Raw genomic sequence first — 8,443 nt, forward strand, 5'->3', positions numbered from 1 at the left:
CGAAGAGCCCCGAAAGGTCTGGAGGAGCTCGCCCAACTGGGACGCACTCTGTGGCGCCGGCGTGAGGATGTCCTGGCGTACTTCGATATCGGGGCGTCCAACGGGCCGGTCGAGGCCATCAACGGCAGGCTCGAGCACCTACGGGGGATCGCCCTGGGATTCCGAAACCTCAACCACTACATCTTGCGGTGCCTGATCCACTCCGGACAACTACAGGACAAGATCAACGCACTCTAAAACCGGAAGAGCCCGCAAACCCCCAGCCCCAGGCCGCCCGATCCCCTCCCCGGGCGGCCTTTCGCCTTACTTCGCGACGATATTGATCATGCGGCCCGGCACGACGATGACCTTCTGCACCGTCTTGCCCTCGATGTGGCCCTGCACGGTCTCGTCGGCCAGCGCCGCGGCCTCCAGGTCCTCCCGGGAGGCATCCGCGGCGACCATGATGCGGGCGCGAACCTTGCCCATGATCTGAACCGGCATCTCGATCTGGTCGTCGACCAGCCAGTCCTCTTCCCACGCCGGGTACGGCACGAAGGCCACGGAGGCCTCGTCCTGGGTCAGGCCAGAACCCTGACCTGCCCCGCCAGCCAGCAGGCCAGAGGACTCCGCACCACCCAGCACCTGCCCCAGCTCCTCAGCCAGGTGCGGGGCCACCGGGGCCAGCATCAGCGCCAGCGCCTCCGCCGCCGCGCGCGGCACCGCAGCATCCGCCGCGGCACCCTGGGCGCCACCGGCACCCGCCGCGCCGTACTGTTTCGTCAGGTAGTTCACCAGCTCGATCAGCTTCGCGACGGCGGTGTTGTTGTGCAGGTTGGTGTAGTCCTCGTGGACACCCGCCAGCGCGCGGTTCACCGCACGGCGGTCCTCATCCGGCAGCGAGGCCAGCGTGTTGACGTCCTCATCGACGACCGCCTTGCCGGACGTCTCGTCCACGACCAGGCGCCAGGCACGCTGCAGGAAACGCTGCGCGCCGACGACGTCCTTCGTCGCCCACGGGCGGGAGGTGTCCAGCGGTCCCATGGACATCTCGTAGACGCGCAGGGTGTCCGCGCCATAGTTATCGCAGATCTCGTCCGGGGAAACGGAGTTCTTCAGGGACTTGCCCATCTTCCCGTACTCCTGCTGGACCGGGGTTTCCTCCCCGGTCTCCGGGTTGACGTGCACAAATGCGCCGTCGCGCTCCACGACCTCCGCCGCCGGCATGTACACACCGCGGGAATCGGTGTAGGCGTAGGCCTGGATGTAGCCCTGGTTGAACAGGCGGTGGTAGGGCTCGAAGGAGCTGACCACGCCCAGGTCGAAGAGCACCTTGTGCCAGAAGCGGGAGTACAGCAGGTGCAGCACCGCGTGCTCCACACCGCCGACGTACAGGTCCACGCCACCAGACGGGTTGCCCTCGCGCGGGCCGACCCAGTAGCGCTCGTTGTCGATGTCTACCAGCGCGTGATCGTTATTGGGGTCGATGTAGCGCAGCTGGTACCAGGAGGAACCGGCCCACTGCGGCATGACGTTCGCGTCGCGGTAGTAGGTCTGGGTGCCGCGGCCGTCGCCGAGATCCAGCTCGACCTCGATCCACTCGCGGGCCTTGGCCAGCGGGGGCTGCGGCTCGGTGTCCTGGTCCTCCGGGTCGAAGGCGACCGGCTTGTAGTCCTCGACCTCCGGCAGCTCGACCGGGAGCATGTCCTCCGGCAGCGGGTGGGCGACCCCGTCGGCGTCGTAGACGATGGGGAAGGGCTCGCCCCAGTAACGCTGGCGGGCGAACAGCCAGTCGCGCAGCTTGAACTGCACCTTGCCGTGGCCGTAGCCCTTCTCCTCGAGCCACTTGGTGGTGGTGGCCTTCGCATCTGCCAGGGCGAGGCCGTTGATGTCCAGACCCTCGGCGTTTGCGCTGTTCACGGCCTTACCGGCCTCGGTGTAGGCGGCGGTGAGCTGGCCGTCCTCGCCCTTCTCGCCGCCGGCGACGACCTCGCGGATCGGCAGGCCGAAGGCGGTGGCGAAGTCGAAGTCGCGCTCGTCGTGGGCCGGGACCGCCATGATGGCGCCGGTGCCGTAGCCCATGAGGACGTAGTCCGCGATGAAGACGGGCACCTGCTCGCCATTGACCGGGTTGGTGGCATAGGCGCCGGTGAACACGCCGGTCTTTTCCTTGTTTTCCTGGCGCTCCAGGTCGGACTTCGCGGCGATGGACGCGCGGTAAGCGGCGACGGCCTCGGACGGGCTGCTCTGGCCGAAGGTCCAGCGCTCATCGGCGTCGGCGTAGGCGGCCTGCGCGGAGCCGGCGGCGTCCTCAGCTGCGGAAACGAGGGTGTCGACGAGCTCGTGCTCGGGGGCGAGCACCATGTACGTCGCCCCGAAGAGGGTGTCCGGGCGGGTGGTGAAGACCTCGATCGGGCCCGCCGCGGAGGAAAACGCGAGCTGCGCGCCGCGGGAACGGCCGATCCAGTTGCGCTGCATGGACTTGACCTTCTCCGGCCAGTCGAGGAATTCCAGGTCCTCGAGCAGGCGGTCGGAGTAGGCGGTGATGCGCATCATCCACTGCTGGAGGTTCTTGCGGAAGACCGGGAAGTTGCCGCGCTCGGAGCGGCCCTCGGCGGTGACCTCCTCGTTCGCCAGCACGGTGCCCAGGCCCGGGCACCAGTTGACGGTGGAGTTGGAGCGGTAGACCAGGCGGTAGCCGTCGATGATCTCCTGGCGCTCGGCTTCGGTCTTCTCGGCCCAGTCGGCGTGCTCGGCCTCGAGCTTCGGGATGAGCTCGGAGATCGGGCGGGCGCGGCCCTTCAGCTTGGCGGGGTAGCCCGGCGCGGGGTCGGCCTCCGGGTCGAACCAGGAGTTGTAGATCTTGAGGAAGATCCACTGGGTCCAGCGGTAGAACTCGCGGTCGGTGGTGGCGACGGCGCGGCGCTTATCGTGGCCGAGCCCCAACCGGCCCAGCTGGCGCTCCATGTTCTCGATATTCGCCATGGTGGTGGTGCGCGGGTGGGTGCCGGTCTGGACGGCGTACTGCTCGGCGGGCAGGCCGAAGGCGTCGTAGCCCAAGGTGTGGAGCACGTTCTTGCCGGTCATGCGCTGGAAGCGGGCGTAGACATCGGTGGCGATGTAGCCCAGCGGGTGGCCGACGTGCAGCCCGGCGCCGGAGGGGTAGGGGAACATGTCCTGCACGAAGATGCGGTCTTCCGGCAGCTTCTGCCCGTCGGTGGCGAGGTCGCCGACGGGGTTGGGGGCGTTGAAGGTGCCGTGCTCGGCCCAGTGCTTCTGCCACCGCTGCTCGATATCCGCGGCGAGCGCGGGGGAGTAGCGGTACGGGGTCTGGTCGGACGTGTCAGCTGGGGTGTTCATGGTTGGTCATTCTAGTAGACGGGGTAATAGACTGAACCGCATGATCGTGCTCACCATCCTGCTGGTTATTCTCGCCCTCGCTGTCCTGACGGTGGGGCTGCTCGGGTTTATGGAGAAACTGCCTGGTAACGGGGTGGTTGGGCTGCGTATCCCGGAGGTTCGGAAGTCCCCCGAGAACTGGGTTTTGGCGCACAAGATCGCGGGCCCGGCGTGGATGGGTGCGGGTGCGGCGCTGTTGGGGGCTGCGCTGCTGACGACGGGGATCGGTGGCTGGATGTGGCTGGTCTTCGCGCTGTTGATCGTGGGGGCGCTGTTCCTGATTGGGATGGGTTCTGCGATGGCGGCGTCCACGATGGCTCGCCTGGAGCACCTGCGTGGTCAGGAGGCCGAGGAGGCCCGGTCCGCTGAGGGTTGCTGTTCTTCTGGTTCTTCTTCCGACGACGACGCCTCGGCTGGCGGTTGTGAGCCGACGGCGGAGGAATGTGCGTCGGGGAATTCGTGCGGTAGCTGCTCGCTGAATGGCGCATGTGAGGGCGGGGGAGCGGCCTTCGACGCTGGTCAGAGCGCCGGTGCTGGCGCTAGTGCTGGTGTTGGGCAGGGCGCGCAGCAGGCGGCGGCGAAGCCTGCGCTGGATCTGGATGCGGCCCGCCGCGCGGTGGCGGAACAGGACCGCCGCTAGGGGTTAACGCGGGTACACCTTAGCGCGCAGACTAGCGGAGGTTCGCGCGCTTCAACTTGGGTCGCGCGATGGAAAAAATCACTAGCGAATAGGCGCTCGCGGCAAGCGTGACCCACAGCGTGGGCTTCCAAAAAAACGGCAGGAACTTTGCTGGTAGGGCCACGATCAATAGACACTGCGCAAAGGCCAGAAAGAGTGTCGCGCTCAGTGCATGTAGTGGGGGCTGCACAAGACTTAAGGTCCAGAAGCAGGCCAGACTCAAGGCGCTAAACTGCCACAAGCCTGCGTTTCCGAACGAGGCGAGCAGAACCAGTGGGAGATACGCAGCACCGAGAAAGGCATAATCCTGTGTCTTCCACGACCGGGGGCTGTATTCCTCCCACACCGCGAGGTCGCTGGTGTAGAAGAGCACAACAGAACTGAGAAACAGCAACGCAAAGACGACATTGAACGGCACAACAGCGCCGTACGTGCCATCAACCCACGGCAAGGGTATTGCTGTTGTCCCCAGAATAATGGCGCCGCATACAGCGATCACAATCAGACCAAAGGCCTGGGGGACACGGTGGCCGCGAAGGTACAGCTTGGTCATCACGACGCCACGCAGCCCTCGTTGACCTTGCTAATGAGCGCCTCATGATCGAGCTCTTGCCGAAGGTGACCCGATGGCTCCAACACCAAGCGCTTGAGGTCATCAGGGGAGACCCCGTCAAAGGCATCGGCGACCGGCACGGGCCCGTCCTCGCCGAACCAGCAGCTCGGGGTGCGGCGTAGTGCGTCATCTGCCTGAAGATGCTGCAGGATGAGCACGAGTTCAACCGTGTCGGGGTCGGTGGATCGCACAAGGAGATATTGCTGTGGTTGCTCCTTCTGCAGGTCTTCCGGTGCAGCTGAGCTGTGTATGTCCCACAGGGACGCCTGCGGCTTGCCGAGAGAGCTCAGCACATCACGATTAGCAGCCACGACCTCCTCGGGCGTTTCGGGCCATAAACACTGGCTATCGCTGCAGACCAAGTCTTTCTCAGACCTTTGGACGGTCACGTCATAACCAGCCCCTGCAACTTGTGAATAGCTAGCAAACCCTCCCAACAGCGCAACGGCTACTCCAGCGGCCACGGCGGCGGTCGTTCCTCGACACCCGGAGCTACCGGCATAAATGAGCACCCACGCTGCCATGAGCAATGCGGCGAGCATCGTGGCACTCGCCGCCACGAAGGAGGAGTTCAGTTCGCGGTCAATACCGCAGCACAGCCCTGCAGTCTGGCCGAACATGTAGCGCCATTCAGGCTGCGACAGTGCCGGCGGGTAAGCCTGCAGAACAAAGCTCAGGAACATTGCCACGGGCAAGGCGATCAGGCTTGGAAGATAGAGGCCGCATGCCATACCGAGTGAAGCCCAAACGAGCGCATGCAGCGCGATAATCAACACGCCTTGCGGCCAGGCCCTGGAGCCGAATCCATCGTTGAGAACAAAATGTAGAGTGACGAGCAAAAATGCAATCAGCTGGAGTGGAGCAATCGACCGCAACCATACTTTCCCGGCATAACGTGGCCTGCCCAGCTGAGTCAGGATTTCGCGAAACCGGGACGCCTCCCACGCGCTCAGGAACCCAAGCAAGGGCCCCAGGACAATGAACAACTGCCAAGACTTATGGAGCGTGGCTTGCGGGGAACTCGGGTAGGTTTCAGCACCCTCGATGCTGATGTTGAGCCGCAAGCTGACAGCGAAACCCACGAGAACGATTAGCGCATTTCGAAGTAACGCTTTTCTCATCACGCCTCCGACCGGTGGACGGCAGACAACTGCAGAACAGTGGGGGAGATAGGTTCTCCTCGCCAGGTCGTATCGGAGGCGTCAGTTCGGTCATCACTGAAGCCAATGAAGTCGTCGATTCGCCCCTGAAATGCGAGACAGCCATGATCTAACACGATGACCTGCTCAAATGGTTCGCCGACTTCCAAGGGCTGGTGGCTGGAAACCCACAACCGGATGCCTCGGTTGATGACGTCGCGATAGAGCTGCCGTAGCTCCTGCTTCGCGATTGGGTCCAGAGTCGCACTGGGTTCGTCGAGTAACAGCCAGCGCGCCTGAGAATTCAAGGCGGCGGCCAGCTGGAGCTTCGCCTGCTGCCCACCGCTCAGCTGTCGACATTCCTGGCGGGTTACATCTCCCTGCAAACCCACGAACTCGGCCCAGGTGAGGGCGTCCTTCTGGGCCTGTCGCATGGGAGCCCCTTGCAGCCAACCGACGTAAGAAATGTAATCCGCCACGTTAAAACCGCTGATGGGCATGAACTTTTGGGGAACGTAGACGGTGCCATCCGCGCTGGGCAGCTTCCCTCGTTGCAGTTTGAATTGTCCAGCGAGGCAGCGCAACATGGTCGTTTTACCTGCTCCGTTGACACCGAGAACGACTGTGGCAGCATCGTTGATGGCGAGATCGCGGATGTCGATCCGTCGGGTACTCTGCGGGTAGGCGAAGCGGAAAGAGGCTGTAGGCATGGAGTGGCAATCTAAAAGTAGAGGTTCATGATGCGGGCGCTGGTTGTCTGGTAATCCCGTGACTTTACTTGCCAGTAATACTTCGCATGACCAGGGAATCCCCACGACGCTCGGTACGGCTTTTTAAAGCAATTAGAGACATTTCGAAGCCCCATGTTGACATCTGGCTGGAGTCGCCGAACTTTCTTCAACATCAACTCAAGGTACGGGGTAGCCCCGGGGCATTGGAAGTACAATCGATCAACCCTGCCTGCACTGCATGCGCACCCACATGGTTTACGCGCTGCGATTGAAAACCGGTGCGAACGCGCTCAAGTCGTGTATTGATGACGCTAGCGTCGGCAGGGGCGGCAACGAGGCTTGTTGACAAAGCCAGGGCTGCGGCAACCGCGGTTACCCCTCGCCGGTTCTGCATAATTTTACGCATGTATTCCTCTCCGAAATCGTACGGACCACAACTCTATCACTCCTCAATTGTACTATTGATAGATTACCCAACCAGGGGTAGCGCGTGCCCGGAATCTGCGGCTTCTGTAATGCACCTGTGGCGTTGGCCACCCCCTTCCGAGACAACCCCAGGCAAGCCCGGGGCGTCTTCTAGACTGTGAGGCATGAACCCCGGTAAGAACCCGAACACCGCGCCCACCGACGCGGCGAACACTCCTGCGTCCACCGACGCGAACAGCAACGCTGCGCCTGCCGTCCTCGTGTGCGGCAGCATCAACGTCGACACCTTCGTGGGCCTCGATGAGTTCCCGCACCCCGGCGAGACCATCATCGGCCGCCGCGGGCTGCAGGGACTCGGCGGCAAGGGCGCGAACCAGGCCGTCGCCTCCGCCCGCATGGGCGTGGAGACGATCCTGCTGGGTGCCGTGGGGGAGACCAGCGCCGATAACCCCAACCAGCCGCTCGACCCGCTGGCGCTGCTGGCGATCAAGGAGCTCGACGAGCACGGGGTCAACACCGCGCACATCTCCCGCACCGGGCAGCCCACCGGCCAGGCATTCATCATGAACGACGCGTCCGGCGAGAACATCATCATCGTGACCTCCGGAGCCAACGAGCTGACCAGCCCGGCCGAGCTGACAGAGCTCGCCAAGGAGCTGGCCGATGACCGCCCCATCCCAGTGGTGCTGGCGCAAGGTGAGCTGACCCCGGAGCACTCCGCGGAGCTGCCCGCGTTGGCAGAGGCCATCGGCGCCCGGTTGATACTGAACCTCGCCCCGGTGACCACGAAGGACGCCGACCTGGTCGCGGCGTCCGACCCAATCGTCCTCAACGAGCTGGAGGCCGCGGACATCACCGGGCTGCCTCGCGAAACCCCCACCGAGGAGCTCTTCGCCGCGCTCAAGGACGTCGCCCGCACCTGCGTGGTCACCCTGGGTCCGGCGGGCGCGACCGTCATCGACGACGCGGGCGTGACCCGCGTGCCCGCCCCGCAGATGGAGACCATCGTGGACACCACCGGTGCCGGGGATGCGTTCTGTGGCACGCTCGCGGCGGCTGTGGCCACCGGTTCCTCCCTGGTGGACGCCACCCGCGTGGCTGTTGCGGCCGGGTCCTTGGCGACCCAGAAGGCCGGCGCGGCGGCGTCGTACGCGACGGAAGCAGAGATCCGCGACCTGGCGGCAGAACAGGAAAACCGCAGCTAGAGGCCGAAAGTGTAGCCCTGGACTAGGATCACCACGCCCAGGCCTTCCATGCAGCCTTCAGGCCATCGACCAGCGGAATCAGACCGAAATAGGGGATCGCGCTGGGCGGCAGGAAGGCACCCGCACCGGCGACGACAGCCAATCAATCCCAATCGCCATCTGCTTACCCCAAATACTCAAAGCAGAATGCCGATCGGCTCTGTTGCAAAGATTGGCGGCAGTCAGAGGTAGGCTGTCGCTCTGCGCCGATCAGGCGGCTGCTGCGAAATGGT

6 protein-coding genes and 2 pseudogenes are annotated in these 8,443 nt (G+C 64.1%); 3 read left to right on the forward strand and 5 right to left on the reverse strand.

The genetic code is table 11. The features are described 5' to 3' along the window. Positions 1–9: 9 nt before the first annotated feature. Positions 10–237, forward strand: a pseudogene (locus QP140_RS07860) (transposase); the annotation flags it as partial. A 66-nt stretch (positions 238–303) separates the two neighbouring features. On the opposite strand, the gene leuS reads toward QP140_RS07860, so the two are convergent. Beyond that, positions 304–3,339, reverse strand: coding sequence for a leucine--tRNA ligase (gene leuS / locus QP140_RS07865; RefSeq protein ID WP_284759017.1), 3,036 nt, complete (start codon positions 3,337–3,339; stop codon positions 304–306). A gap of 40 nt (positions 3,340–3,379) precedes the next feature. Between leuS and QP140_RS07870 the strand changes: the two genes are divergently transcribed. Then, positions 3,380–4,018, forward strand: a complete 639-nt coding sequence (locus QP140_RS07870; RefSeq protein ID WP_284759018.1) for an SdpI family protein — start codon at positions 3,380–3,382, stop codon at positions 4,016–4,018. 31 nt (positions 4,019–4,049) lie between these two features. Here the strand turns inward: QP140_RS07870 and QP140_RS07875 are convergent, their stop codons facing one another. The 3 genes from QP140_RS07875 to QP140_RS07885 are packed head-to-tail and all read right to left on the reverse strand — an operon-like array spanning position 4,050 to position 6,519. Continuing rightward, positions 4,050–4,610, reverse strand: coding sequence for a hypothetical protein (locus QP140_RS07875; RefSeq protein ID WP_284759020.1), 561 nt, complete (start codon positions 4,608–4,610; stop codon positions 4,050–4,052). Beyond that, positions 4,610–5,734, reverse strand: coding sequence for an ABC transporter permease (locus QP140_RS07880; RefSeq protein WP_284759022.1), 1,125 nt, complete (start codon positions 5,732–5,734; stop codon positions 4,610–4,612). Before QP140_RS07880 ends, QP140_RS07875 begins: the two co-directional genes overlap by 1 nt. A gap of 56 nt (positions 5,735–5,790) precedes the next feature. Further along, the gene (locus QP140_RS07885) at positions 5,791–6,519 is read right to left on the reverse strand and encodes an ATP-binding cassette domain-containing protein (RefSeq protein WP_148792252.1); all 729 of its coding nucleotides are present in this window, start codon (positions 6,517–6,519) and stop codon (positions 5,791–5,793) included. A gap of 611 nt (positions 6,520–7,130) precedes the next feature. Here QP140_RS07885 and QP140_RS07890 point away from each other — a divergent pair. After that, complete coding sequence (locus QP140_RS07890; protein WP_284759023.1) at positions 7,131–8,171, forward strand: ribokinase; 1,041 nt, start codon at positions 7,131–7,133, stop codon at positions 8,169–8,171. A 37-nt stretch (positions 8,172–8,208) separates the two neighbouring features. Here QP140_RS07890 and QP140_RS07895 read toward each other — a convergent pair. Continuing rightward, a pseudogene (locus QP140_RS07895) lies at positions 8,209–8,307 on the reverse strand (cadmium resistance transporter); the annotation flags it as partial. Between the last annotated feature and the right edge of the window lie 136 nt (positions 8,308–8,443).

This window comes from Corynebacterium sp. UMB9976 (assembly GCF_030212265.1).
Lineage (GTDB): Bacteria > Actinomycetota > Actinomycetes > Mycobacteriales > Mycobacteriaceae > Corynebacterium.

Coding starts and splice junctions, on each gene's coding strand:
- QP140_RS07885 (WP_148792252.1), bottom strand. CDS start 6,519: ATGCCTACAGCCTCTTTCCGCTTCGCCTACCCGCAGAGTACCCGACGG.
- QP140_RS07890 (WP_284759023.1), top strand. CDS start 7,131: ATGAACCCCGGTAAGAACCCGAACACCGCGCCCACCGACGCGGCGAAC.
- QP140_RS07875 (WP_284759020.1), bottom strand. CDS start 4,610: ATGACCAAGCTGTACCTTCGCGGCCACCGTGTCCCCCAGGCCTTTGGT.
- leuS (WP_284759017.1), bottom strand. CDS start 3,339: ATGAACACCCCAGCTGACACGTCCGACCAGACCCCGTACCGCTACTCC.
- QP140_RS07870 (WP_284759018.1), top strand. CDS start 3,380: ATGATCGTGCTCACCATCCTGCTGGTTATTCTCGCCCTCGCTGTCCTG.